Origin of the sequence: Wenyingzhuangia heitensis (assembly GCF_011762155.1) — a bacterium.
In the GTDB taxonomy this organism is placed as follows: Bacteria; Bacteroidota; Bacteroidia; order Flavobacteriales; family Flavobacteriaceae; genus Wenyingzhuangia; species Wenyingzhuangia heitensis.
In genome coordinates this window covers 330,592-355,362 of sequence record NZ_JAASQL010000001.1, presented here as the reverse complement: position 1 = coordinate 355,362, position 24,771 = coordinate 330,592, and the positions used below count along the sequence as shown (strand labels likewise).

Genomic DNA, 24,771 nt, shown 5'->3' with positions numbered 1-24,771 from the left:
TTTAGTTAGAAATAATTACCTCATTTCTTTTAACAACATACTTAAAATTCATAGACTTAGAAATAACGTTTAAAGCTTTTTCTAAATCCTTTTTAATAAGAACCCCAGAATATTTATTTTCTAAATTTACGCCTTTATTTATAATTTTAACTTTATATACATTTTCTATATCTTTAAAAACCACAGACAACGGAATTGCATTGTATTGGTATTGTTTTGTTAACCAATTAGGTTCTGTATTTACTGTATTGTATTTTTTTGTGTTATTATCTAAAAATCTAACTCCTTTACCTGGTGTTAATACAAATTCTGCTAAGTCACTTTTTACATTAACTTTTCCTTCATAACACTCTACAGCTAAATATTTTTTTACTGTTTGTACATTAAATTGAGTCCCCAAAACTGTAACTACCCCCTCTTTGGTTGTTACAGAAAATACAGATCCTTTTTTAACTTTAAAAAACCCCTCTCCATCTAATTCTAAGTTTCTATTTCCTTTTTCCCATTGTCTTTTACTAAAACTAATAGAAGATTCTCCGTTTAATTGAACATTAGATCCATCTGGTAAAACATAAGAAATTTGTTGACCTATTGCAGAATTATAATTGGTTTTATTTGTAAAAAAGAATGTTGTTCCTAATAAAATTAGGACAGAAGCTGCCACTGCATAAAACCAGATAGGCACTAATTTTTTAACAGAATTTTGTTGCTCTAACTGATTTTGTATTTTTTGATATACTTTATTTTGATTAAAAACAGGAACTTTAAACTGTCTACTTTTATCAGCAATTTTTTGATACAACGCATAATCTTCAGATTTTTTAAACGCTGTTAATTCCTCTTCTGTTAATTCATTATTTAACCATTTGGCTAAAAAAGTATCGTCTATATGGTAATTTTTATTCATTCCGTGCTTTATATATATAACCAATTACAAGTCTTTTACCCTACTTTATATTTAAATATCTTTTCCTATAGTTTGTCTAAGCTTAACCAAAGCTCCGTGCATTCTTTTTTCTACAGCTTTTACCGATATATTTAACATTTCAGCAATTTCTCTGTACTTAGCATCTTCTATTCTATTTAATAAAAAAACTTCACGCTCACCAGGAGTTAAATTATCTATTGCTTTTTCAAGTTTATTCATAAATTCTTTCTCCTCTAAAACAAAATCTGGAGTTTCTATATTAGCATCTTCACCATTCGCATTTTGCTGATATTTTAATTTTACTTTAAAATGAGCTACTTCGTTTAAAAACTGATTATTGGCTATGGTATATAAATAAGATTTTGCTTTGTTATAAATTACTTTTGCGCAATTATTCCATAATTTTATAAAAGCTTCTTGTACTAAATCCTCTGCTCTATCCTTATCTCCACACTTAAAATACATAAAGCTATATAAAGATTTACTGTACTTTTTATAGAGAGATTCATAAATTTTAGCTTCACAAACTGAAGGTTTTTTTAACATATTATATAATTATATTATCCAAAATAAATCATTTAAAATTAGAATAAGTTTAATAATAACAGTAATTATTTAAAAAATATTAAAATTAGGGTAGGGTATTTTAAAACTAATCGGTTTAAGATATATAACCCAAAAAAATTTATATAATGAAATTATCAAAATCTATTTTAGCAATTGCAACAGCAACTTTATTATTTGCTAGTTGTGAAAACAACGATTCTTCTATTGAAAATGAATCAGAAATTAGTTCTCAATTAAGCGACGATCTTACCCAAGACGATTTAACATCTGTAGTTGAAACATTAAGTATTAGTTACCCAATTACTACGGTAAATGATAATGGTGAAGATGAAATTATTACTTCTGATGAAGAATTAAATGATTATGGAGAAACAACAAATGAACCCAAAATAGAATTTCCTATTACCATTACAATAAACGGAGAAGAAGTTATAATTGAATCTAAAAAGGAATTAATGATACTTTTTAATAAAAGAAAACACAGAAGGTTCCCATTACATTTAGTGTTTCCTATAAATATTATTAATTCTGATGAAACAACCACAGTTATTGAAGATAGAGAAGCAATGAAAGCGTATCGTGAAACCTTAGAAGAAGGAGTTAAACCCGCTTTTGAATTTCCTATTTCTATTGAAGAAAAAGACGAAACAGTTGTAGAAATTGAAAGTCAAGAAGATTTAGAAGCTTATTTTGAAGGTAAAAAACCAGAGAAAAAATAATTTTTTAACTGCTAGAATAAAAAGGGCTTGTAAATTTAAAAAATTTGCAAGCCCTTTTATTTTTAGTCAAATTTGCATTAAACACATGTAATGACTTTATCTCTTTTATGCTTTTTATTTATTTCTTTTGGCTACTCTCTTTTCGAAAAATTAAAAGATAAAAAGGGCTATACTTTATTTTTAGCAAATCACTTAAAAAACAAAAAATTAGCAAATCTATTTTGGTGGTTTTTAGTTTGTATAAATTCTGTAACAACTATTGTTTTATTTACAGGACTCTTTTCTACTTTGCTAAATTGTTATTTATTTCCAATTGTTATTAATTTTAAAATAAGTGCCATCACCATTTTAATTTTACTTTTAGGTCAAAGAATCGCTGGAGATTTTCAAGGAGCAGCCAACCTAGGAATTTATATGATTTTAACAATTTTAGGATGGTACTTAAGTATTATATAAGTAAATATATTAATACTTAAATTTCGCATAAAATGATAAATCCCATTTTATGAAAAAAACACTACTTTTAATTTTAATGCTTTTAACAACAGGTTTTATAAAAGCGCAAACTGAATACAGCAACCTAACAGAAATTGTTACTAATTTAAACAGTCCTAACGACTTAAATATTCTAGATGACATATTATATGTAGCTACAGAAACACAAATATTAAGCTATAATATAACTACAGAAAACCCAAGTGCTAATGTTATTTTTACTGCACCTAGCGCTACAGAAACTACTGAAGAATATATTACTTTTTTTAACATAAATAATGGTTTTATTTATGTGGGTCATGAAAAAGTAAACTTTGTAGATGATGTATTTGTAGCAAGTAAAATAACAAAAATTGAGCTAGGCAACTTAGCAAACACCACTCTTTTAGAAACAGAAAATAATTATGTAAGTGCTGCAACTTTTAATGGCAGTTTACTTTATAGAATTACTGAAGATGAAATAAATGATCTTAGTATATTATCTGTTAGAGACACCGCTATTCCAGCATCAAGCTACAGCAATATTACAAGCTTTAATGGTGTGGTAACCAGTATCGATATATTTAAAAATTTAATTCTTATTTCTACCAGAAATGGAGGTGTTAATTTTGTAGATATCACAGCAAATACTCCTTCTTATTTACCTTTAAATTTAGGAGAAACCATAAATGGAAATACAGGTATACAAGTAATAAATGATGGGCTATTTATAGCTGCTAACAATAAAATTTATGAAGGTTATTTATACGATAAAAATGTAAACATAGACATATATGCACTTATAGAAAACACCACTTATAAAGATGGAGTAAATAATAAAAATTTTAATGATGTTTTTATTTACAAAGGTGTTGCTTATATGACTATTGCAGACAGTGGCCTAATTGTAAAAACAGAAGAAATATCAAGTGATTCTAATTGTGAAAATTCAGGCTCAACACTTAATAATTTTGTAAATAATTTAGAGGGTCCTAGGCAATTAACAAAGCATAATAATGATCTTTATTTAATAGAGCAAATAAAAGGTATTTCTAAAATAGACATCAACACAAAAGCTAAAACAGAAATATACACAGCGTTAAAAACCGGAAATAATTATGAAATTTTACAAAGGTTTATAATTCTTAATAACAACCTTTATTTTACATCAAGAACAATAAATGTTTCTACCTTCGATTTTATTTCTTCTGATATTAAAAAAATAAATTTATCTAGTACTCCATTTACTGCAACAACTATATTAAGCTCTAGCTTAGAATCAGAAACCATACAGGCTCTAGAAATTAATGGAACTGATATTTTATTTAGTAAAATAGATGATACCAATGATGATCCTATTGTAACAATACATACACTAAACACCACAAACAATACCGTTACAGATACTGGTCTTAGTTTTAATTATTACATAGAAGAGTTTGCTATAACTGGAGATGATATTTATTACACTAATGATGATGACAATCAAATTTTAAAAGGAGACCTAAATAATTTAACAAATACTCCTTCTGTATTTTTAAATGCAAACAATCAATACATACAACATTATACTATTAATGATGGTATTCTTTATTTATCAATTAATCAAGAAATTAAAAAAGTTAACTTAAACAGTATAAATCCAAACGCTAGTATAGAAAAAATTGCTGTTAATGGAAGTGTTTTTGAACAAAGCACTTATAACACCACCTATTGTAGTTCTTTTAATGGTCTTACAGTAGATACAAACACAGCATATGCATCTATTTCTAATAAAATTGTAAGTTTTAATAATGAGACTTTATCTAATAGTTATATAGATAATCTATCAAATAATATTTTTAAAATTGAGAACGATTATATATTATTTAACAAAACTAATTCACCTTTAAAAGGAAATATCTACAAGATAACAGGACAAAAAATTATAGATTTTGACAGCGAAATAAGTAATAAGATTTCTATTAAAAACTTAACTAACGGAATTTATATACTTACAACCAAAAAGGGACTTAGCTATAAATTTTTAGTAGATTAAAAAGAATTATAAACATTTTAAAATGAATAAATAATATCTAAATATTTAGCAAAAAATAGATTGCTAAATAAACTTCATTTAAAAATTTATTTATTTTAAGAAATAGTAATTCTAAAAAATAACATGGTTTTAATATAGTATATACTTCTTCGATCGCTTTTTATCTACTATAAGAAAAATTGATTATTTTTATTTTCACAATAGATTGTATCATAAAATAAAACCCCTCTTAAAACAATTTTAAGAGGGGTTTTATTTTTAATAAGGGTTTTTATTTATATATTTTTAATAAACGCTTAAAAGTCTTTATTATTCTTTTTTCATGTTTTTTAATATATATATTAGAGAAGAATATTCTCCTGTTCGTTTTGCTTCTTTATTTGACTTCATTCCGTTAATTACAGCTTTTATAAAATTCTTTTTTCCATATTTATATTCTTCACTTAATAAAGAAACATAAAAGGCATCAAATTTCATAGGAATAGTTTTTACCACTTTCATTAATTCGGTTGCAAACAATCTATGAATAGCAGTTTGAGAAAAATGCCACAAATGTCTTGGTACATCAAAAGCAGCCCAATGTTCTTTATAAATTTCTGCATCGTAACTTTTATAATTAGGAACTGCAATTACCAATACCCCATCTGGTTTTAACAATTGTTTTAATCTATAAATATACATATCCAAATCATGTACATGCTCTAAAACATGCCATAAGGTTATTACATCAAATTGATAAGGTTTATTTTCTGGAGTATAAGATTCCTCAAATTTTAAAATTTCTTTTTCAACATTTTTAGTTTCATGTTCAGAATGATGATATAGTTTTGTTTGCTTATAACTTTGTTTGTAATCCAAATCTTTTTCTTCACCAGCAAAGTCTTCTTCAAAAAAAGCATGCACATCTGAATAAATATAAGTTCCTTTATCTAATTTTTCTAAACCTTTTTGTCTTGCTTTCTCACTAGGTTCAATTCCGGTTACTTTCCATCCTTCTTTTTGACAAACATTTAAAAAATCTCCGGTACCACAACCAATATCTAAAAGTTTTTTTTCTTTAGTAGTAAAAGAGTTTAATAGTTGTAACTTCTTATTTAATGTATATTTTTTAACCAAACTATATACAATTTCTGTTACCGATTTTATACGATCTGTATGAGAAATATAGTTTTCAGTTTCGTAGTATTTCCCTAGTTTTTCTTTTTCAGGCCTTGGGTTTGTTATTAACAAATCAATTCTATCATCTAATAATAAATCAAAATTTTCTTTTGAAACAGAAAAATCTTTAGTTTTTATATAAGTTTCTAATGCCATTTATTTTATTTCAATTTTAGGTCCTAAAAATTTAGGTTTTACATTAAACAACACATCAACAAAAACTTTAGTTCTTGCTAAATACTCACGCAAATATACTTTAAAACCATAATCATTACTTACGTCTTTTGCATTATATCCTATTGCATCTATGTTATTTAATGAAGCTATAAAGATAGCTCTTTTGTTATGAAATTCTTGAGAAATTACAGTGTAGGATGTTTGTCCAAAAACTTTATTAGCTCTTATAACAGAATCTAAAGTTCTAAATCCTGCAAAATCTAAATAGATTTTATCTGCAGGTATTCCTCTTTTTACCAATTCATTTTTAAAAAAAATTGGTTCATTATATTCCATTAATGCATTATCTCCACTAACCAAAACAAAATCTATTTTATCTTTTTTATAAAGTTCTACAGTAGCATCTATTCTATATTTAAAAAACAAATTAACACCCCCTCCTTTACTCCACTTAGAAGTACCTAATACAAGTCCAACTTTGTTTTTTGGAATTATATTCACATCATTATAAACCTCATTTTCTGTTTTTATATTAACAATGTAATTAGGTAAAAAAACAGATGTAATTATAACAATGGCTAAAAATATAAGTTTTCTTTTCATCTTAAATAATTCATACTAAAGAAACAAAAAAACCAATATTTTATTATAAAAATATTGGTTTTAATTATCTATTTGTTCCACGTGGAACTTTATATATTATCTTCCCATATAAACCAATAAAACTGAAACATCAGATGGTGAAACACCACTAATTCTACTCGCTTGAGAAATAGTTACAGGTTGTATTTTAGTTAGTTTTTGTTGAGCTTCTGTAGATAATGATTTAACTTTATAATAATCAAAAGTTTTAGGGATAGATATATTTTCTAAACGCTGTAACTTATCTGCATTGTTCTTTTCTTTTTCTATATAACCTGCATATTTAACCTTTACTTCTGCCTGCTCTAGAGCATCTGCATTAATATTATTTTGCGCTACAAATTCTGATACTCCAGGAAAAGTAATCACGTCTTTAAAATCTATTTGAGGGCGAGAAGCTACCTTAAACATTTTAACAGATTGATTGATTATTGCCGATCCTTTAGCTTCTAAAATAGGATTAGCAGCTTCCGGTTTTATACTTGTATCGTGTAAAAACTGAACCAATAAATCAGATTTTAATACTTTTTCTTTTACTCTTTCTAAACGATCATCAGAAGCCAAACCAATTGCGTTAGACAATGGAGTTAATCGAATATCTGCATTATCTTGACGTAATAAAGTTCTATATTCTGCTCTAGAAGTAAACATCCTATAAGGTTCTTCTGTACCTTTCGTTATCAAATCATCAATCAAAACACCAATATAAGCTTCATCTCTTTTTAAAATAAAAGGAGGTCTCTTTTGAACTTTTAAAGCAGCATTTATTCCTGCCATTAAACCTTGTGCTCCTGCTTCTTCGTAACCAGTAGTACCATTAATTTGTCCAGCAAAAAACAAATTCTTTACCAACTTAGTCTCTAAAGAATGTGTTAATTGAGTTGGTGGAAAGAAATCATACTCTATTGCATATCCATATCTTAAGAATTTTACATTCTCAAAACCAGCAACTTTACGAAGTGCTTTATCTTGAACATCTTCTGGTAAAGAAGTAGAAAATCCATTCACATAAATTTCAACTGTTTTCCAACCTTCTGGTTCTACAAAAATTTGATGTCTATCTTTTGTTGCAAAACGATCAATTTTATCTTCTATAGATGGACAATAACGAGGTCCAGTAGATTGAATTCTACCATTAAACATAGGAGATCTATCAAAACCGGTACGCAACAAATCATGCACTTCTTGAGAAGTATAACTCATATAACAAGAACGTTGCTCCACTAAAGGTTTGGTAGATTCTAAATAAGAAAATTTCTCAGGATTTTCATCACCAGGTTGTTCTATCATTTTAGAAAAATCTAAAGATCTAGCATCTACTCTTGGTGGTGTTCCTGTTTTCATTCTTCCAGCCTCAAAACCAACTTTTACCAAATCTTCGGTTATTCCTGTAGAAGCACTTTCACCAGACCTACCTCCTCCAAAAGATTTTTCACCAATATGAATCAATCCATTTAAAAAAGTACCCGCAGTAATAATTACAGATTTTGCTTTAATTTCAAAACCCAATCCTGTTTTTACACCTTTAATTTCTCCATCTTCAATAATCAAACCCTTGATCATATCTTGATAAAAATCTAAATTATCTGTCTGCTCTAACATATTTCTCCATTCCTCCGCAAAACGCATTCTATCAGATTGTGCTCTTGGACTCCACATTGCAGGACCTTTAGACTTATTTAACATTTTAAACTGTATAGCTGTTTTATCAGTAACAATTCCGCTATATCCACCTAATGCATCTATCTCCCTAACAATTTGTCCTTTTGCAATTCCACCCATAGCAGGATTACAACTCATTTGAGCAATGTTTTGTAAACTCATAGTTACCAACAAAGTTTTAGCACCCATGTTAGCAGAAGCTGCCGCAGCTTCAGAACCAGCATGACCTGCTCCAACAACAATTACATCGTAAGTATCCGTAAATAAACTCATATATTTATTTTCTATTAAAAAACCGAATCAAAATTCAATCTTATTTATCTTTTTATATTTGTTCCACGTGGAACTATTTAGCAATTTTAGATATATAATATTCTTCTTTGCTACGCATCAATTTTACATCGTCTTCTTGTTTATCTTTATAACCACAATAATGTAAAATACCGTGAATCATAACACGATTAATTTCTTCACTAAACTCAATACCTAAATCTTTTGCATTATCAAAAACACGCTCTACAGATATAAAAATATCACCAGAAATTAATTTACCCATCGTATAATCAAAACTAATTATATCTGTTAAAGTATCATGTTTTAAAAATTCTACATTCAATTTATGAAGATATTCATCATCACAAAAAATATAATTAATATCTCCCTCTTCAAAACCCTCTTCTAATAAAGCATTTTGTATCCACTCTACATGTTGCTTTGTATTAACCAATTCAAAATCAGCTTCGTAAGTAAAATCTATCATTGTAAAAATTTGATTTGCAAAGGTACTAAATAACTTGGTACATTGAAAGACAATAAATTAAAGTATATCAATCATATTAATGGGTAGATAAAGTATATTTGCAAGCAATTAAAACAAATATAAAATTCTAAAAAAGTAACCATGGAAAATGTACGTGTAAGATTTGCACCAAGCCCTACAGGTCCTTTACATATTGGAGGAGTAAGAACAGCATTGTTTAACTACTTATTTGCTAAAAAACACAACGGAACGTTTGTATTAAGAATAGAAGATACCGATCAAACTAGATACGTTGCAAATGCAGAAAACTATATTACTGAATCTTTAGAATGGTGTGGAATTCCTTTTGATGAAGGTCCTGGTAAGAATGAAAAATTTGGTCCTTATCGTCAATCCGAAAGGAAAGATATTTATAAAAAATATGCGGATGCTTTGGTTGCAAGTAACCAAGCTTATTATGCTTTTGATACTGCTGAAGAATTGACTGATATACGCAATCAAGCTGAAGCTAATAAAACCGTATTTGTATACAACAATGTTTCACGTGAAACATTAAATAATTCTATCAACTTATCTAAAGAAGAAGTTGAAAACAAATTGACTGCTGGTGAAAAATATGTCATCCGTTTTAAAACACCAAAAGATCAAAAACTAATTTTAGATGATATGATTCGTGGTGAAATAACCATTGATACAAATACATTAGATGATAAAATTTTATTTAAATCTGACGGAATGCCTACCTACCATTTGGCAAATATTGTAGACGATCATTTAATGGAAATTAGCCATGTAATTCGTGGTGAAGAATGGTTACCATCTTTACCATTACATAGTTTATTATATGAAGCCTTTGGATGGATTGCTCCAAAATTTGCTCACTTACCCTTAATTTTAAAACCTGTTGGTAAAGGAAAATTAAGCAAACGTGATGGTGATAAATTAGGATTTCCTGTTTTTCCTTTAGATTATATAAATAAAGAGACAAACGAAGTTTCTACTGGTTATAAAGAAGAAGGTTATTTTAATGATGCTTTTATAAATATGTTGGCTTTGTTAGGGTGGAATCCTGGAACGGAGCAAGAACTTTTTTCTTTAGAAGAATTGTGTAAAGAATTTAGCATAGAACGTGTATCAAAATCTGGAGCAAAATTTAGTATTGATAAAACAAAATGGTTCAATCAACAATACATGATGTCTACAGATGTATCAAAAATTGTAATTGAATTTAAAATATTAAACAAAGATTTAATATCTGATTATGATGATGATTACATTTATAAAGTAATAACATCTGTAAGAGAAAGAGCAACTTTTACGAAAGATCTATGGGAATTGTCTGATTATTATTTTGTAAACCCTACAAGTTATGATGAAAAAACAGCCAGAAAACAATGGAAAGAAGATACTTCTGCTATTATGACAGCAGTATTAGAAACTATTAAAAACGTAACAGAATTTAATAGTAAAAACATTGAAGGAAAAGTAAAAGAATATATTACAGCAAATGAATTAGGTTTTGGAAAAGTTTTACAGCCTTTACGTTTAAGTATAGTAGGTGCAATGAAAGGTCCAGATTTATTTGAAATTATAGAAATGATTGGAAAAGAAAATGCTATAAAAAGAATAGAAAATGCTATTCAAAAATTAGGATAATTATTTTCTTAAAATATTAAAATTTAGAAAGTCCTGAGTTAAAACTCAGGACTTTTTGTGTTAAAAAATAGTATCTTTAAAACAAAAACATTCATTATGACAGCATCCTATTTTATTATTGCATTTATAGTAGTAACACTAGTACTAGGTATTTTTACCGTACAACAACAAACAACAGCAATTGTAGAAAGATTTGGAAAATTTGTAGGAACAAGACAAGCCGGACTTAATTTTAAAATTCCTTTTATTGATAAAATTGCAGGAAGAGTAAGTTTAAAAATTCAGCAATTAGATGTATTGGTAGAAACCAAAACAAAAGATGATGTGTTTGTACAAATGAAAATATCTGTGCAATTTCAAATTTTAAGAGAAAAGGTAGAAGATGCTTTTTATAAATTACAAAATCCTCATGATCAAATTACAGCATATATTTTTGATGTAGTACGTGCAGAAGTTCCTAAGATGAAGCTAGATGATGTTTTTGAGAAAAAAGATGATATTGCCTTAGCAATACAAAGAGAATTAAAAGAAGCGATGTTAAACTACGGATACGACATTGTAAAAGCATTAGTTACTGACATAGATCCAGATGCACAAGTAAAAGCAGCCATGAACAGAATTAATGCAGCAGAAAGAGAAAAAATTGCAGCTCAATTTGAAGGAGATGCACAACGTATTGCAATTGTAGAAAGAGCACGTGGAGAAGCAGAAAGTAAACGTTTACAAGGACAAGGAATTGCAGATCAACGTAGAGAAATTGCTCGTGGTTTAGAAGAATCTGTAGATGTATTAAACAAAGCAGGTATTAATAGTCAAGAAGCTTCTGCTTTAATTGTAATTACACAACATTACGATACGTTACAATCTATAGGATCTGATAGCAAGAGTAATTTAATATTGCTACCAAACAATCCTAATGCTGCAAGTAGTATGCTAAACGACATGGTAACAAGTTTGGTTGCTGCAGATAAAATGAAAAGTAATTCATAAAAATAAAAAAGAAAACACAGATTATAGTTCAGAATCTGTGTTTTCTTCTTCATCTATATTTTCTATTATTTTTAATAGAGAATATTTTCTAATTCCCTTTTTATACTCACTAACAACTTTAGAATTGTATATAGGTATTTTTAAACCTATAAAAAAATCACCTTCTTTAGATAGGTTTGTTAAATTAGTTAATACAGATGAACTTCCAGCATAAAATAAACCAGTTTTAATTCCAAACCCAGCTTTGTAAATTCCAAAATTATTTATACTTAATGGTAAAAAAGCTGAAATGTGTTGAGATTCATAACGTGGAGTAAAACTAATATTAGAAACTGTTTTCATGGCATTTATTCTATCTTTAGAAAAAAGATATACATCTAAATTAGTGTTTAAATACCAATGATTATTTAAATTATAATCAAAATTAAGATGACCTGTAGTAGGTAATAAATAGGTTTCTTTTTGGTTTTTATTAGAACCTATTGATAAATAATCAGAGATAGCAAAATTACTATTGGCTAAATTTAAATCAACATTATTTGTTTGAGTTTTGATATTGTTAAAACTTATAAATCCAATATCAGTAATAGAAGCTGAAATTTTAAAAGAATAAGGTGCTTTGCTGTAATAAATATTACCGTGTTTATCTATATTATTTATAGGTAAAGTTTTATTTCGTTTTTCATACACAATACCAATATCTAAACCTTGACCGTAATTAGCACCTGTATCAGATGAACTAACGGAAACAGATCCATTAAAATCTAAAACACTGTCTTCGGGAACATCTTCATTTAAAGAAAAATTAGACGTAAAATCATTTAATAAAAAAGAATACGTTTTAATTCCCCTTAAAAATTTAAGGCTAACCCCTACTTTAAAAAATTCTGTTGGAGTATGGATAGGAACACCTGCGTAAGTAAAACCAACTTCATACCAAGCAAACGCTTGACCATATCCGGTTAAGTTTCCAAAATTGTTATCTAACAATTTTTTTGGATTGTTTAAATATGTTTTTTCTGTGAACTGATTATACAATTCACTATTAAAGTTATAAGCATAACCGTTAAAACGAATTGCAGTAGTAAAACCAACTGTATTGTAATTGTTAACAGTCCATAAAAAAGAAGGTCCTAGTATAGTAGAATTTCCATAAAAATTAGAATCTTCAGAAAATTCTTTTTTAGAAACATAACTATCAAGATCTTTTAATTTGGAAATTTTAAAAATAGTATCTATCGTAGCATCTAGAGAAGATATTTTTTTAAATACATCTAAATCATTTAAACCAAATTTATTGTCTTTTAGAATAGTTAAAGGCTTAACGGTAGAATAGGTATTACCTGTTGTGGTACTTGATGATAAAATATTTATATCAACTTTATAAAATGAATCGGCAATATTAGCAGGATTATATAATACACTTTCTATTCCAGAAAAATTATCTGTAAAATTTACAGATGTTTGAGCATAGGAATAAAGAGAAATAAAAAAAACTAGGGGGTATATTTTTTTAAGCATAGTAGTACAAACGGGGTGCACTAAAGCTATAATAATTTTTCTTATTTATGTTTTAAAAATTGATAAAAATTAGATAAGGTTACATATTGTAAAGGAACAATTAACAAACTAACTAACGTTAATTTACTTAAAATTAATAATAAAGATATTGAAGTGAAAAATAACATAATTAAAAAGAACTGAATTTCATTTCCTTTTATCAATTCTTTGCTTTTTTTAAATACTTCCATAGGTTCCATTGTTGGGTTTTCTGACAATATAAAATAAGATTGAGATAACCATATTCCTATAATTATTCCTGGAATAATTAATAGAAACAATCCTCCTATGATAAAAACTAATGAAAGTAAAAATACTCCTAAAGAATTTTTAAAATAAGTAAAACCTTCTAACAAAAAAGAAAATTGTAACGTTTGTTTTTTAACTATTGCTAAAGAAATTTTTGACAAACCTGCTTTTAAAGGTCCAGAAAAAATTAACAACAATAACATTCCTAAAATTTTATTTTGTTGAATTAATAGAGGTAAAAAACTTAAAGGCAAAGAGGCTAATAAGAGTAAACCAAAATAGCCACGTAAATCTAAAATAGATTTTTTAATAAGAGGAATAATATTCATAAAGTAAAAAAAAAACCTACTCTTTACAGAATAGGTATATTGTTAAAAATAAGAAATAAATTATTTTTTATCGTCATCTATTTTCTTATTATCTTCTTCTTCATCTTGAGTTGCTTTTTTAAACTCTTTGATTCCTCCTCCAAGGCCTCTCATTAATTCAGGAATTTTACGACCTCCAAATAACAACAATACAATAACTGCTATAATTACCCATTGTCCTGGTCCTACAAATCCTAAAGATATATTTAAAGTGTTCATTTCTTGTGTATTTTAAGAATTACAAATATACATTTTTTAATAATAAATAATATGCAGAAGATTACTCTTCTTTTTTATGAATTACATTTCCTAAAAAAGTTTTTTCATTTACAGAAAAAGGAGTTCCCATATACGTTACATCTCCTTTGTATTTTGCTGTTGCATCTAAAAATTCTGATACATAAATTCCAGCTTGAGCAGCTTTAACTTCTACAAATGCTTTTTTACTTTTAAAATTAAAAGCATCGTACAAACTTTTACTTTTAGCCTTAATTTTTTGGCTTTCTGTAAAGCCTTTTAAAAGCAAATTACTTCCTAAGTCTAGGTTAGCTATAAAATCATCAGTTTGAACCGTTAAATCGGCTTTAACATTGTTAATTGCTTCTATTTCTAAAAATTTCTCAATTATAGGTTCTTTAGAAGTAAATACAACTTGATTGGCTAATTTTATATGCCTTAAACCGTTGTTGTAATATATTTTTACTTTTAAATCGCTTTTAAATTTCTTTTTTAAAGAAGTAGATAATTTTAATTCTTTGTTTTTATCACTAATAGATAATTTATCTACATCGTTTCCAAAAACTTCAATTTTAAAACCATTGGCTAAAATTAACTCTACCTCCATAGCACTATTTATGGTAATAGCTTTAAAAGGTTTTAAATTTTTAACCAAATCTTGAGCAAAAGTAAATTGACTAATCAATAGAATTGCTAAAAATATTTTTTTCATTTTTTATAAAATTCAATTCAAAAAGAAGTATCAAAATTAATACCTAACTACTCTTCTATCAAATAAAAATCTAAATGCTTACGTTCTAAATCGGCATTTTTAACTTTAATCCAAACTTCATCACCCAAACGATAAACGTCTCCGTGTTTTCTACCTATCAAAGCATATTCTTCTTGATCAAAAACAAAATGATCACTAGTAATATCTCTAGTTCTTACCATTCCTTCACATTTGTTTTCCATCACTTCTACATAAATACCCCACTCTGTAACTCCAGAAATTACTCCTTTAAAAGCTTTTCCTGTAAAGTTTTGCATGTATTTAATTTGCATGTATTTAATAGAATCTCTTTCTGCTTTAGAGGCTAACATTTCCATTTCTGATGAATGTGCACATTTTTCTTCGTATTCTTCTGCAGATACAGATTTACCTTTGTCTAAATAATGTTGTAACAACCTGTGAGCCATTACATCTGGATATCTACGAATTGGCGATGTAAAATGACTGTAATAATCAAAAGCCAAACCGTAATGCCCAATATTTTCAGTCGTATATTCTGCCTTACTCATAGAACGAATGGTTAAGGTCTCAATCATGTTAGATTCTGCTTTTCCATGCACATCACTTAATAATTTATTTAAAGATGATGATGTAGACATTCTAGATCTAGTATCTATTCCGTATCCAAATTTTTGAACCAAGTTTCCTAAAGCTTCTAACTTATCCGTATTAGGTTCATCGTGAGTTCTGTATATAAATGTTTTTTTAGGTTGACCAGATTTGGTTTTTCCAACAAATTCTGCCACTTTTCTATTGGCTAATAACATAAATTCTTCAATCAATTTATTAGCATCTCTAGATTCTTTAAAAAACACTCCTATTGGATTGGCATTCTCGTCTAAATTAAATTTGGTTTCAACTTTATCAAAAGCCAAAGCACCAGATTTCATACGTTTGCCACGCATAATTTTAGCCAAAGTATCCATTTTTAAAATTGCATCAGCAATTTCTGGAGCTACATCATAAGCTTCATCAGTAATAGATATTTCTGCAGGAATGGTATGAATTTCACCTTCTTCTAAAGTTCCATTTTCTATTATAACTTGAGCTTCTTCATAAGCAAAACGTTTGTCAGAATAAGTAACCGTTCTACCGTACCATTCTTTTTTAATTTCTGCTTTATCATTCAATTCAAAAATAGCAGAAAAAGTTAATTTTTCTTCTTCAGGTCGTAAAGAACATACTCCGTTAGATAACATTTCTGGCAACATAGGTACTACTCTATCTACCAAATAAACAGAAGTTGCACGGGTATAAGCTTCATCGTCTAAAATAGAACCTTCGGCTACATAATGAGAAACATCTGCAATGTGAATTCCTATTTCGTAATTTCCATTTTCTAATTTTTGAAAAGACAATGCATCATCAAAATCTTTAGCATCACGTGGATCTATGGTAAATGTTAACACATCTCTCATGTCTCTACGTTTGGCTATTTCTTCTTCGGTAATAGTAACATCTAATTGTTCTGCTGCAGCTTCAACCTCTTCAGGAAATTCATAAGGCAAATTATAATCTGCAAGAATGGCATGAATTTCTGTATTGTGTTCACCTGCTTTACCTAAAACTCTAGTTATGGTTCCGTAAGGATTTTTAGAGTCTGATGGCCAATCTGTAATACTTGCCACTACTTTGTCTCCATCAACAGCTTCCCCTATTTTATCTTTAGGAATAAAAATGTCGTTGTTCATAGATCTATCATCAGCAACCACAAAACCAAAACGAGCACTTAATTGTAGGGTTCCTACAAAGTCTGTTTTTTTGCGTTCTAAAACTTCTACAACTTCACCTTCTAATTTGTTGCGTTGTTTGCGTTTATAAACATAAGCTTTAACGGTATCTCCGTTTAAACCTCCGTTTACGCTATTTTTATTGATGAAAGCATCAGTTTCAAAATCATCACAAATAAAGTAAGCATTACCAGTACTGGTTACGTCTAAAGTTCCTATGTGATAATTTTTTTCAGCATCTAACACAAACTTGCCTCTATCCTCTTCTTTTATTTTTTTTTGAGCTTTTAACTCTTCCAATTTTAACAATAGTTGTTGTTTACTACCGTGATCTTCTAATTGTAACTTAGCGGCAATTTGTTTATAGTTTAAAGGATTTCCACTATTCTCGTTTAATACTTTAAACACCTTACGAGTAAGATCTTTAATAACTCCTCCTTTTTTCTTAAAAATACCTGTCTTTTTACCTCTTGGCATATTTCTCTCTTTATTTTATCGTTGATAAAGGTACTGCAAATAGAAGTACCGAATGTTTATCTAAAATTAATTTTTTATAAAGAAGCTTTTATAAAACAAAAAACACAACCATTTTGGTTGTGTTTTTTTTATATACATTTTTTATTTAAAATAATTTATTTAACTAGCAATTTAAACAATTGAATAGCACCTGTAGAGTTTTGAGCTTGTACAAAATAAACTCCAGATTGAATTGAATGATTTGGTAATTCTTGGCCTAAAATATTTTTAATTAAAAGTTTAATATTCGGTAAATTACTTTTAAAAGAATTATTTACAAACGTAATAGTTAAACCATTTATAACAGAAGTTGAATTTGTTAACAGAACTTCTTCATATTTAAAAATTCTTGCATGACCACTATTAGGTCCTACTCCATCATTTAAAGAAGCTCCAATAGCAACTATCGATCCCTCATTATTTAGATCTATAGAAATTCCAGATTCATCAAAATTTGCTTCTCCATCAATATCATTCCCTTGTTGTAACCAAGTACCGCTTTCATTTTTATAAACTCTAACATGTCCATGCTTACTAGCAGACTCTCCATTTCTTTTGGCTCCAATAGCAATAATAGAACCATTGCTATTTATACTAACTACACTACCAGATTCATCTTGAGATCCTTCTCCTTGAATATTATTTCCTATTTTAGACCATGCTCCTGAGTTGTATTGATAAACACTTGTATGTCCAGTATCTACACCTGCTTCTCCATCACTTTTGCTAGCTCCAATAACAATTATATTTCCCAGTTCATTCATATCAACAGAAACTCCAAAATAATCTTCAGCTGTTTGATTGTATAAATCTGAATGTAAAGCCCAAGATCCAGAAGAATATTCATAAATTCTTACCAAACCTGCAAAATTTCCGTTTGTAGAATTACCTGGAGCACCTACTACCAACTTAGTTCCTTGTCCATTTAAACTAACAGAAAATCCTAAGTTATCTTCAGCTGTTTGTCCGTAAAAAACAGAACTTAAAGTCCAATTACCTGAAGAATATTCATAAATTCTTACAGCTCCAGATTCTAATGCATTTGTAGAATTTTTAGGAGCTCCTACAGCTAAAATAGTTCCTGATTGATTTAAACTAACAGAAGTTCCAGAAAAATCTCCAGATAAACCATCTAAATCAGCACCTATTTGAGTCCAAGTTCCAGCATTGTATTCATAAACTCTAACATGACCTGAATTAATACCAGCATCATTATTCTTTATACTTCCTACAGCTACAATAGTTCCTGCTCCGTTTATACTTAAAGAATAACTAGATTCATCATTAGCTGATTCTCCAATTATTTTATTTCCATATTGAATCCATTCATTGGCTTCATTTTTTTTATATACAGTTACCACACCATTATTAAAAATAGTAGATGATTCATCATCATCTGTAGCACCTACAGCAACAATATCTCCTAAATTATTTATAGCTATAGATTTTCCAAAAAAATTATCTTGTTTATCACTATCTATATCGGATCCTACTTGATTCCATTGTGCAAAAAAAGATTGTGTAATTAACATTAATACAAAGAGTAGTTTTTGTTTCATTCTTGTTTTATTTTTGTTTTATTTTTGTTTTATTTTTTGCAAAGGTACATTATAACCTATGTTAACTGAAATTTAAATAGATTAAAAATTTATTTTAAACCTTATCAACACCTATATAATATCTAATTTTTTCTTTTTTAAAATTTATAAAACAAATGATAGGGTATTATTAGGTGTTGATTTATACAATAACTCCACTTAATTTAATTTTGATTTAACATTAAATTTACTTTATTAACATCTTATTAGATTCTTAATTTGTTTAAAATAAACATATTAATGTTAGTTATTCACAGTTGTTAACAACCTGCTTTTATCTTTTTTTAGGTATAAAATTTTAAGTGTTGATTATTAATAAACCGTGGATAAATTGTTAATAACCGTTTATAACTTTGTGTTAAATAAATTTGCTTTGTATTAGGTCTGTCACGTATTGTTTTTTAATGTCATATTACAAAATTTAGTTTCGTTTATTTAACCACAGTTTATCAACAATTTACTAGTTTTTGTAATTAGCTGATTTTAAAGGTTTTTACGAATACTTATTATTTAGTATGTTAATAACTGTTTATAATGTGAATTATATAATAAAACTTACTGATTATTAAATATTTAGTAAATGATAAAAGTGTAATGTATTGATTTATAGTTAGTTGGTTTTTGTAAAATAATCTATCTTTTTATGAATTGTTTACAGTCAGTATTTTAACTAAATACAAAGATATTATTTACCTTAAAATTCATTTAAAAATACATTGTATAGTTGTTAGCATTTTATCAAGTATGGATATAAACAATTGTAGATAGCTATTTGTATATTTAAAGTTAGTCCTTATAAGGGTTGTTTTTGTAAATTTGTTTTAAATTATAAAACAACAGTTATGAAAATAGCAATCGGAAACGATCACGCTGGACCAGCTTATAAATTAGCTATCGTAAAATTATTAGAAGAAAAAGGTATTGAAGTAGTAAATTATGGAACTGATACTTTTGATAGTGTAGATTATCCAGACCATGCTCATAAAGTTGCAAACGCAGTAGATACAAAAGCTGTAGATTTTGGAATTTTAATTTGTGGTAGCGCAAATGGTGTTGCTATGACTGCAAATAAATATCAAAATGTAAGAGCTGGGTTATGTTGGACAAAAGAAATAGTTTCTTTAGTAAGACAACATAACAATGCTAATATTTTATGTATTCCTGCTCGTTTTACAGCTATAGAACAAGCTATAGAAATGGTAGAAACTTTTTTAGCTACCGATTTTGAAGGAGGTCGTCACCAAAATAGAGTAGATAAAATTTCTTGCTCATAAATAAAAAATAAATTAACTATAAACTGTATTGAAATTTCAATACAGTTTTTTTATTTATATCCCTATAAATTTTTTAAAACATGAATATACCTAAAGTAGATTTACCTAGAGTAGTAGTTATTGGTGGTGGTTTTGCAGGACTTAATTTGGTAAAAAAATTGCGTAAGTTGCCTATACAATTGGTAATGGTTAACAAACACAATTATCATGCTTTTCAACCTTTATTGTATCAAATATCTACCAGTGGTATAGAGTCAGATTCTATTGCGTATCCGTTAAGAATGTTTATCAAAAAGCAACAGAATTTTTATTTTAGAATGGCCGATGTTAAAGAGATTGATACTCAAAATAAAATTGTAAAATCAGACATTGGAGACTTGTCTTATGATTATTTAATCATCAATACAGGAACCAAGACTAATTACTTTGGAAACAAAGAAATTAAAAAACACGCAATGCCTATGAAAACCATTCCTCAGGCATTAAATTTACGTAGTTTAATTTTACAAAATTTTGAACGTGCAACTGTAGAAACGGATGTAGAGGTTCAAAAGTTTTTATTAAATTTTGTAATTGTAGGTGCTGGTCCTACGGGGGTTGAATTAGCTGGTGCTATTGCAGAATTTAAACAAAGTGTGTTGCCATTGGATTATCCGGATTTAGACACTAGTTTAATGCAAATTAATTTGTTAGAAGGAGCTGGTAGAGTCTTACCTCCTATGAGTGAAAATGCTTCTAAAAAATCGACTCAATTTTTAAAAGAATTAGGGGTACAAATTTATACCAATACCATAGTTACAGAATACGATGGTAAATTGGCAAAAACTAAAGACGGTAAAGAATTTGCCAGCAGAACTTTAATTTGGTCTGCTGGAGTTATTGCCAACAGAATTAATGGTTTTGATGAAGAATGTTCTGAACCTAGAAGTAAAAGATATTTTGTAAATGAATTTAATCAAATAAAAGGTTTTAAAGATGTTTTTGCTTTAGGTGATGTAGCGCTTATGATTTCTGAAGATTATCCAAGAGGACATCCGCAAGTAGCACAACCGGCTATACAACAAGCTCATAATTTGGCTAAAAACTTTCCTAAAATTTTAAAAGGAAATCACAATCTAAAACCATTTGTTTACAAAGACAAAGGTTCTATGGCTACTATTGGTAGAAACAAAGCCGTTGCAGATATTAACAAACTAAAATTTGGTGGATTTTTTGCTTGGCTTATTTGGATGGCAGTTCACTTAATTTCTTTAGTAGGTTTTAAAAATAGATTGGTAATTCTAATTACTTGGATTTACAATTACGCAAATTACAACAAAGGATCTAGAGTTATTATTAGACGATTTAGTGTAACAAAACGTAGAGTAAGAACCAATGCAGAATTGTAAAAATTAATTATAATATAAAAAAAAGCCTCCAAATTTTGGTGGCTTTTTTTATGAATGAATGTTTTATACTATTAATTTAATGCTTGATAAAATTGCAAATATTGTTGATTGTTTGGATCTAATTGTAATAATTTTTCAACCTGTTTTTTTGCCAATCCCACTTGTTTGTTTTGATTGTAGATATATGCTAACAAATACATTAAATCGGTATTAGTTGGGTTTCTTTTTAATTGCACTTTTAAAACACTCACAGCATTAATTGTTTGTTTATTTTGGAAATATAACAAAGCTAAATTATAGACAATTCTATCATTCTCTGGCATAAACTCTAATGCTTTTTTTAATTGTAAAATAGCTTCTTTAGGTTTTCCTATTTCATTTAATAACAAACCATAATCAAAGTTGGTCAATCCAAAACCTGGTTCTTGTTTTAAAATGGTTTTATAGGCATTTTCTGCATCTGTATACTGTTTATTCTGATAATATAAATTAGCCAATGTAGTACGTACTATATTGTTTATTGGATCTAATACCAAAGCTTCTTCTAAGGTTTTAATAGCACTACTAATTTTACCAACTCCCATGTAGTATTGTGCACGTTTCATTTTACCACCAGAAAACTCTCCTCCTACTTTTAAATTTTGTGCAAATTCAATTCTTACTTTGTCATAAAAAGGTTTGTATTCTTCTGGTATTTTAGAGCTAGGCACTGCACTTAATGCAAAAAAGGCTTTTACTCTAACAGCTCGTTTTTTGTCTTTTAATAAAGGCAATAAAACTTTGTAATTATCAGTACCTGCTTTTAATTCAAATAGCAAATCTGCTGTAGCTCCTTTTACTAACGGCGATTTGTCTTTTAAAAAGTTAAGAACTTCATTAATATTTATTTCAGAAACATAATTATTTAGGTTAGATACTGCCGATGCTCTAGCAATATCAGGATAAGTTGTGTCTTTTACTAAAGCGATTAAACTATCCTTACCACCTACTGCTCTTGTAATTCCTGGAGCTAATTTATCAGAAAAATGATCTTTTTTAGGCTCTCCATACAATTTTACAAAATTATCATATGCCCATTGATCGTCTTTGTCTTTATGACAACCAGAACACACATTTGGATTGTTGTATTTTAAACTTAAATCGGGTCTAGGAATTCTAAAACTATGATCTCTTCTAAAATCATTTCCCATATAATGTTTCCCTGGCATATGACAATTAATACATAAAGCACTTTCAGTTCCCATTGGGTGTTTGTGATGCGTTTCAGTATCGTATTTAGGTCCTTCATGACATTGTAAACACAATCTATTGTCATTAAATTTTCGTTGGGTAGAGTGTACATTGTGGCAGTCTTTACAACTTACTCCTTCATGGTACATTTTACTTTGTACAAAAGAACCATACACATAATCTTCATCTAAAATTTGACCATCTGCGTGGTATAAATTTTCACGTATTAATTGTGGAAAATAATGATCTAAAAAAGTACCTTGTGGAGTGTGAAATAAACTAATGTTTTCTCTACGAGCATGACAGCGAGCACAAGCATCTACCAATTCTTTAGAACCCAAATTGGTCATTTGCATGGTTCCATCATTTTTGTAATTATTTCCTTTAATTACGGCATTAGAAACATGGTCTTTTCCCGGTCCGTGGCAAGCTTCACAACTTACATTTATAATAGCATAATTGGTATCGTAACTATGGTCTTTTTCGTTGTAATTCTTTTTTACGTTGGTACTGTGACAATCAGAACACATGGTATTCCAATTTAATCCTCCTCTACTCCAATGCAACCATTCACTATGTACTACTTTAAAATCTGGATACAAGTCAAACCATTTTTCTTTTTCGGTATCATAGGCAGTTCTTAAACATTGGTAATGTCCATCGGGAAACAAAACTATGTATTGTTGTAAAGGTGTTAATCCAAACGTGTAAATAATTTCATAATCATGATTTTTTCCATCTCTACCTTCTGTATTTGCGTAGAATTTTCCCTCTTTTTGAAAAAAGGTAGAAGTTACTCCTTGACTTTTAAAAACTTCTCCTTTAAACGGGGCTAAAATATTTTCTCTAGCTGCTTTTTGCATAGATTTATCATGATGAGATCCTTCCCATTGTTGAAATTGATCTGCATGACATTCTTTACATTTTTGACTACCTACATAATGTTTATTTGGAATGCTATCTGTATTGGTAAAAATAGACATAGGATCTACTTTTTTATAGCCTTCATCTTTAGTGTTTTTACACGAAATAAATAACAAAGTTGTGAATAGTAGTATATAAATGTTTTTCAAAAGAGATGGATTTAAAAGATAGTCAAATATAATAATAAAATACTAAAAAGTATTTTATTTAATTAGCAGATTTTGCACATCTGAATCCGGTATTAAACAAAGAAGATTCTTTAGTGTTTTGGGCTCTAAACGTGGTGGTAAAACTTAACTCCAAAGCTTGATCATACATAAAAGACCCTCCTCTGGTAACAACAACATTTGTGTTTTTCTGAAAAGGTATATTTTTATCATAAGGAGCAAAAATAGTACTGGTCCATTGCCATACATTTCCAACCATATCATGTATACCACTATTACTTTTAGGAAAACTAGCTACGGGTGAAGTAAATAGATAACCATCTTTTACCGTTTGATCTTGTATGGTTTTTCCATCCCAAGTATTGGCCATAATTTTATTCTCTTTTGTAACGGAATTTCCCCAAGGATATTTTAAATTTTTTCCGTTTTTTGCTGCAAACTCCCACTCTAGCTCTGTTGGTAATCTTTTACCAGCCCAATTGGCAAAAGCAACAGCATCATTCCAACTTACATGAGTTACAGGATGGTTGTTTTTAGCTTTTTCTCCATGTACTCCAAAAGGATATTCCCAAGTAACTTCTTTTACTAAATTCCATCCAATATTTTCAAAATCAAAAACTCCAGAATCTCCAAAATTTTCTGCTTCGGTAGTGTAATTTGTTGCTTCAACAAATTTTCTAAAATCAGCTACGCTCACCAAATTAATATCTAAATAAAAAGGTTGCACATTAGTTTCAAAAGCAGGAGCTTCTAGTTCAGTTCTATCATTAGCACCAATGGTTATAGATCCTCCTTTAAATAAAACCATTTTAGAAGTGTCTACATTTTTAATAGATGTGTTTTGCTCTTTAGTTGTTTCAGTTTTAACAGTTGTTGTTTTGTTTTTTTTATCATTTTTACAAGATGTTAATATAAAAACAGTGGTAAGTATGGCTAAAAAGTAGTTCATTTTATTTATTTATTTATTATAAATGCAATATTATCTAT

Annotated in this window: 21 protein-coding genes; 7 read left to right on the top strand and 14 right to left on the bottom strand. The window is 28.3% G+C overall.

Annotated features, from left to right (window positions below; all coding sequences use genetic code 11):
* Nucleotide 1: 1 nt before the first annotated feature.
* Nucleotides 2-907 carry a FecR family protein gene (locus FHR24_RS01505; protein ID WP_167182857.1) on the bottom strand — a complete coding sequence of 302 codons (906 nt, stop codon included), beginning with the start codon at nt 905-907 and terminating at the stop codon, nt 2-4.
* 51 nt (nt 908-958) lie between these two features.
* The gene (locus FHR24_RS01500; RefSeq protein ID WP_167182854.1) at nt 959-1,474 is read right to left on the bottom strand and encodes an RNA polymerase sigma factor; all 516 of its coding nucleotides are present in this window, start codon (nt 1,472-1,474) and stop codon (nt 959-961) included.
* Between the two features lie 146 nt (nt 1,475-1,620).
* On the opposite strand from FHR24_RS01500, the gene FHR24_RS01495 reads away from it, so the two are divergent.
* From FHR24_RS01495 to FHR24_RS01485, 3 genes are all read left to right on the top strand, one after another.
* The gene (locus FHR24_RS01495) at nt 1,621-2,214 is read left to right on the top strand and encodes a hypothetical protein (RefSeq protein ID WP_167182851.1); all 594 of its coding nucleotides are present in this window, start codon (nt 1,621-1,623) and stop codon (nt 2,212-2,214) included.
* Between the two features lie 90 nt (nt 2,215-2,304).
* A complete protein-coding gene (locus tag FHR24_RS01490) occupies nt 2,305-2,670 on the top strand; it encodes a hypothetical protein (RefSeq protein ID WP_167182848.1) in 366 nt (121 codons plus the stop codon).
* 49 nt (nt 2,671-2,719) lie between these two features.
* The gene (locus FHR24_RS01485) at nt 2,720-4,726 is read left to right on the top strand and encodes a hypothetical protein (protein WP_167182845.1); all 2,007 of its coding nucleotides are present in this window, start codon (nt 2,720-2,722) and stop codon (nt 4,724-4,726) included.
* A 309-nt stretch (nt 4,727-5,035) separates the two neighbouring features.
* Here FHR24_RS01485 and FHR24_RS01480 read toward each other — a convergent pair whose 3' ends face one another.
* From FHR24_RS01480 to ybeY, 4 genes are all read right to left on the bottom strand, one after another.
* On the bottom strand, nt 5,036-6,040 hold the full coding sequence (locus tag FHR24_RS01480; RefSeq protein WP_167182842.1) for a class I SAM-dependent methyltransferase: 1,005 nt from the start codon (nt 6,038-6,040) through the stop codon (nt 5,036-5,038).
* On the bottom strand, nt 6,041-6,664 hold the full coding sequence (locus FHR24_RS01475; RefSeq protein WP_167182838.1) for a SanA/YdcF family protein: 624 nt from the start codon (nt 6,662-6,664) through the stop codon (nt 6,041-6,043).
* Nucleotides 6,665-6,760: 96 nt separating this feature from the next.
* Nucleotides 6,761-8,638 carry a tRNA uridine-5-carboxymethylaminomethyl(34) synthesis enzyme MnmG gene (gene mnmG / locus FHR24_RS01470; RefSeq protein ID WP_167182835.1) on the bottom strand — a complete coding sequence of 626 codons (1,878 nt, stop codon included), beginning with the start codon at nt 8,636-8,638 and terminating at the stop codon, nt 6,761-6,763.
* A 73-nt stretch (nt 8,639-8,711) separates the two neighbouring features.
* Nucleotides 8,712-9,125: an rRNA maturation RNase YbeY gene (ybeY, locus tag FHR24_RS01465; protein ID WP_167182832.1), complete on the bottom strand. Its 414-nt coding sequence runs from the start codon at nt 9,123-9,125 to the stop codon at nt 8,712-8,714.
* Between the two features lie 141 nt (nt 9,126-9,266).
* Here ybeY and gltX point away from each other — a divergent pair, with 141 nt between their 5' ends.
* Together gltX and FHR24_RS01455 are read left to right on the top strand one after the other, a co-directional pair.
* On the top strand, nt 9,267-10,781 hold the full coding sequence (gltX, locus tag FHR24_RS01460) for a glutamate--tRNA ligase (RefSeq protein ID WP_167182816.1): 1,515 nt from the start codon (nt 9,267-9,269) through the stop codon (nt 10,779-10,781).
* 96 nt (nt 10,782-10,877) lie between these two features.
* On the top strand, nt 10,878-11,771 hold the full coding sequence (locus FHR24_RS01455) for an SPFH domain-containing protein (RefSeq protein ID WP_167182812.1): 894 nt from the start codon (nt 10,878-10,880) through the stop codon (nt 11,769-11,771).
* A 21-nt stretch (nt 11,772-11,792) separates the two neighbouring features.
* Here the strand turns inward: FHR24_RS01455 and FHR24_RS01450 are convergent, their stop codons facing one another.
* From FHR24_RS01450 to FHR24_RS01425, 6 genes are all read right to left on the bottom strand, one after another.
* Nucleotides 11,793-13,292 carry a DUF5723 family protein gene (locus FHR24_RS01450; RefSeq protein WP_167182807.1) on the bottom strand — a complete coding sequence of 500 codons (1,500 nt, stop codon included), beginning with the start codon at nt 13,290-13,292 and terminating at the stop codon, nt 11,793-11,795.
* Between the two features lie 41 nt (nt 13,293-13,333).
* Entirely contained in the window at nt 13,334-13,909 is a 576-nt protein-coding gene (locus FHR24_RS01445; protein ID WP_167182805.1) for a DUF975 family protein, read from the bottom strand.
* Nucleotides 13,910-13,969: 60 nt separating this feature from the next.
* Nucleotides 13,970-14,167: a Sec-independent protein translocase subunit TatA/TatB gene (locus tag FHR24_RS01440; protein ID WP_167182803.1), complete on the bottom strand. Its 198-nt coding sequence runs from the start codon at nt 14,165-14,167 to the stop codon at nt 13,970-13,972.
* Nucleotides 14,168-14,228: 61 nt separating this feature from the next.
* The gene (locus tag FHR24_RS01435) at nt 14,229-14,897 is read right to left on the bottom strand and encodes a GIN domain-containing protein (protein ID WP_167182799.1); all 669 of its coding nucleotides are present in this window, start codon (nt 14,895-14,897) and stop codon (nt 14,229-14,231) included.
* A 47-nt stretch (nt 14,898-14,944) separates the two neighbouring features.
* Nucleotides 14,945-17,164 (bottom strand): ribonuclease R, encoded by a 2,220-nt coding sequence (gene rnr / locus FHR24_RS01430; protein WP_167182795.1) that lies wholly within the window; start codon nt 17,162-17,164, stop codon nt 14,945-14,947.
* A gap of 155 nt (nt 17,165-17,319) precedes the next feature.
* Entirely contained in the window at nt 17,320-18,762 is a 1,443-nt protein-coding gene (locus FHR24_RS01425; protein ID WP_167182793.1) for an FG-GAP repeat protein, read from the bottom strand.
* 881 nt (nt 18,763-19,643) lie between these two features.
* On the opposite strand from FHR24_RS01425, the gene rpiB reads away from it, so the two are divergent.
* Together rpiB and FHR24_RS01415 are read left to right on the top strand one after the other, a co-directional pair.
* The gene (gene rpiB / locus FHR24_RS01420) at nt 19,644-20,075 is read left to right on the top strand and encodes a ribose 5-phosphate isomerase B (RefSeq protein WP_167182790.1); all 432 of its coding nucleotides are present in this window, start codon (nt 19,644-19,646) and stop codon (nt 20,073-20,075) included.
* A gap of 80 nt (nt 20,076-20,155) precedes the next feature.
* Complete coding sequence (locus tag FHR24_RS01415) at nt 20,156-21,463, top strand: NAD(P)/FAD-dependent oxidoreductase (protein WP_167182787.1); 1,308 nt, start codon at nt 20,156-20,158, stop codon at nt 21,461-21,463.
* Nucleotides 21,464-21,534: 71 nt separating this feature from the next.
* On the opposite strand, the gene FHR24_RS01410 is transcribed toward FHR24_RS01415, so the two are convergent.
* A complete protein-coding gene (locus FHR24_RS01410) occupies nt 21,535-23,766 on the bottom strand; it encodes a tetratricopeptide repeat protein (RefSeq protein WP_167182783.1) in 2,232 nt (743 codons plus the stop codon).
* A gap of 58 nt (nt 23,767-23,824) precedes the next feature.
* Nucleotides 23,825-24,733 (bottom strand): formylglycine-generating enzyme family protein, encoded by a 909-nt coding sequence (locus FHR24_RS01405; RefSeq protein ID WP_167182780.1) that lies wholly within the window; start codon nt 24,731-24,733, stop codon nt 23,825-23,827.
* Between the last annotated feature and the right edge of the window lie 38 nt (nt 24,734-24,771).

What these genes read in the sequence shown, in the direction of transcription:
- FHR24_RS01425 (WP_167182793.1), bottom strand. Translation starts at nt 18,762, where the DNA reads ATGAAACAAAAACTACTCTTTGTATTAATGTTAATTACACAATCTTTT.
- FHR24_RS01480 (WP_167182842.1), bottom strand. Translation starts at nt 6,040, where the DNA reads ATGGCATTAGAAACTTATATAAAAACTAAAGATTTTTCTGTTTCAAAA.
- FHR24_RS01455 (WP_167182812.1), top strand. Translation starts at nt 10,878, where the DNA reads ATGACAGCATCCTATTTTATTATTGCATTTATAGTAGTAACACTAGTA.
- FHR24_RS01500 (WP_167182854.1), bottom strand. Translation starts at nt 1,474, where the DNA reads ATGTTAAAAAAACCTTCAGTTTGTGAAGCTAAAATTTATGAATCTCTC.
- ybeY (WP_167182832.1), bottom strand. Translation starts at nt 9,125, where the DNA reads ATGATAGATTTTACTTACGAAGCTGATTTTGAATTGGTTAATACAAAG.
- FHR24_RS01440 (WP_167182803.1), bottom strand. Translation starts at nt 14,167, where the DNA reads ATGAACACTTTAAATATATCTTTAGGATTTGTAGGACCAGGACAATGG.
- rnr (WP_167182795.1), bottom strand. Translation starts at nt 17,164, where the DNA reads ATGCCAAGAGGTAAAAAGACAGGTATTTTTAAGAAAAAAGGAGGAGTT.
- FHR24_RS01505 (WP_167182857.1), bottom strand. Translation starts at nt 907, where the DNA reads ATGAATAAAAATTACCATATAGACGATACTTTTTTAGCCAAATGGTTA.
- FHR24_RS01450 (WP_167182807.1), bottom strand. Translation starts at nt 13,292, where the DNA reads ATGCTTAAAAAAATATACCCCCTAGTTTTTTTTATTTCTCTTTATTCC.
- FHR24_RS01490 (WP_167182848.1), top strand. Translation starts at nt 2,305, where the DNA reads ATGACTTTATCTCTTTTATGCTTTTTATTTATTTCTTTTGGCTACTCT.
- FHR24_RS01405 (WP_167182780.1), bottom strand. Translation starts at nt 24,733, where the DNA reads ATGAACTACTTTTTAGCCATACTTACCACTGTTTTTATATTAACATCT.
- FHR24_RS01445 (WP_167182805.1), bottom strand. Translation starts at nt 13,909, where the DNA reads ATGAATATTATTCCTCTTATTAAAAAATCTATTTTAGATTTACGTGGC.
- mnmG (WP_167182835.1), bottom strand. Translation starts at nt 8,638, where the DNA reads ATGAGTTTATTTACGGATACTTACGATGTAATTGTTGTTGGAGCAGGT.
- rpiB (WP_167182790.1), top strand. Translation starts at nt 19,644, where the DNA reads ATGAAAATAGCAATCGGAAACGATCACGCTGGACCAGCTTATAAATTA.
- gltX (WP_167182816.1), top strand. Translation starts at nt 9,267, where the DNA reads ATGGAAAATGTACGTGTAAGATTTGCACCAAGCCCTACAGGTCCTTTA.
- FHR24_RS01415 (WP_167182787.1), top strand. Translation starts at nt 20,156, where the DNA reads ATGAATATACCTAAAGTAGATTTACCTAGAGTAGTAGTTATTGGTGGT.
- FHR24_RS01435 (WP_167182799.1), bottom strand. Translation starts at nt 14,897, where the DNA reads ATGAAAAAAATATTTTTAGCAATTCTATTGATTAGTCAATTTACTTTT.
- FHR24_RS01475 (WP_167182838.1), bottom strand. Translation starts at nt 6,664, where the DNA reads ATGAAAAGAAAACTTATATTTTTAGCCATTGTTATAATTACATCTGTT.
- FHR24_RS01495 (WP_167182851.1), top strand. Translation starts at nt 1,621, where the DNA reads ATGAAATTATCAAAATCTATTTTAGCAATTGCAACAGCAACTTTATTA.
- FHR24_RS01485 (WP_167182845.1), top strand. Translation starts at nt 2,720, where the DNA reads ATGAAAAAAACACTACTTTTAATTTTAATGCTTTTAACAACAGGTTTT.